Genomic DNA, 1,491 nt, shown 5'->3' on the forward strand with positions numbered 1-1,491 from the left:
GTACGCGTTGCTGTGCGGGTCGACCACCCCGCCCGTCCACAGCGGTACGCGTTGCTGTGCGGGTCGACCACCCCGCCCGTCCACAGCGGCCCGAGGACGGGCCGCTGTGGACGGGCGGGGTGGTCGACCCGCACAGCAACGCGTACTGGGCGCAGGGCAATGTGACGCTGCGGACGACCGAGGCGCTGACCGCGCTCACCGTGGAGCTGCGGGTCGCCGAGACCGGCGGCGTGAACAGCACCGGCTCCTGGCGCTCGCTGCCCGAACCGGACTTCACCGTGTCGGTGAACGAGAGCGGCGGTTATCTGGTCTACCGGTGGACCCTGCGCCCCGGGCGGACCGTGCCGGCCGGCACGCACACGTTCGCCGGGCAGTACAACCACGCGGAGGGCGAGCGGGACGCCACCGGCGACTACGTGACGGCGCACGCCGTCCGCGCGTCGGGCGCTCAGGCGGCGGTGGGCGACCGGTTCGGGCGGTCCCGCTGACCGGCCTCAGGGCCTCCAGTCGCCGAACCACGCGGCGGGGGTGTGCTCCCGCGCCTCGGCCCGGGTGAGCTGCGGCCGGTTGGCCGGGACGGTGACGCGGGCACCGGGGCCCGTGTTGCGGTACTCCGCGAAGCGCTGCTGCTGCCAGGGGAAGCCGGCCGACATCGTGCCGTACGGCTCGTCGGTGTCGATGCCCGCGCCCAGGTGGCTGTCGCGCACGGTCAGCATCGGGTGCGCGGTGAGGTCGGAGGACGGCACCCAGGGGCGGGCCAGTTTGAAGTACCCGTCGGGGGCGGTGCTCGTGACCCGGGAGCGCAGGACCAGGAAGCCGTGCGGGTCCGCGCCGGCGGTGCTGGGCGCGAAGACGAAGCCGTAGGGCGCGGCGGCCAGGTCGGTGCGGGTGAGGGTGCGGAAGTGGCAGCGGTCCAGGACCGCCGAGGCGCGGCCGAAGACGAAGTCGACGTCCCCCTCCACGTAGCAGTCGCGGTAGTACTGCCGGGCGAAGTCGGTGAGGGAGGCGGAGTCGGCGTACAGCGTGTCCTGGTGGCCGAGGAAGCGGCAGCTCACGAACGCCGAGCGGTCGCCGGTCACCTTGAGGGCGACGGCCTGGGTGCCGGTGTAGTCCGGGTGGTCGGCGCGCAGCCAGTCGTTGGCGAAGGTCAGGTCCCGGGCGGTGAGTCCGGCGGGCCGGGCGGTGACGGTGGCGGACCCGCTGGTGCCGTAGGTGCCCGAACCGTCGGGACGCGGGGTGCCGTTGGCGTTGTCGTACACGATCACCGTGTCGCGCGGGTCGCCGCTCGCACCGATGAGGGTCAGGCCGGTCCGGTCGGCCGGGATGTCGACGGTCTCCCGGTAGGTCCCGGGGGCGATGACCAGGGTGCGGCCGGTGCCGGTGGCGGCGTCGACGGCGGCCTGGACGGTGGTGTGGTCGCCGCGGCCGCGCGCGTCGACGTACAGGGTCGCGCGGTCGGGGCGGCGGGCGGGCGAGCCGTGGCGGCCGAAG

1 protein-coding gene and 1 pseudogene are annotated in these 1,491 nt (G+C 74.7%); one reads left to right on the plus strand and one right to left on the minus strand.

Annotated elements, in window-relative coordinates:
- Positions 1 to 488 (plus strand): annotated as a pseudogene (locus EAO73_RS35640) (hypothetical protein); the annotation flags it as partial.
- A 6-nt stretch (positions 489 to 494) separates the two neighbouring features.
- Here EAO73_RS35640 and EAO73_RS35645 read toward each other — a convergent pair.
- Positions 495 to 1,491, minus strand: a 997-nt coding sequence (locus EAO73_RS35645; RefSeq protein WP_147975664.1) for a pectinesterase family protein, incomplete at its 5' end; no start/stop codon positions are given.

The sequence above is a fragment of the Streptomyces sp. col6 genome (genome assembly GCF_008042035.1).
GTDB lineage: Bacteria > Actinomycetota > Actinomycetes > Streptomycetales > Streptomycetaceae > Streptomyces.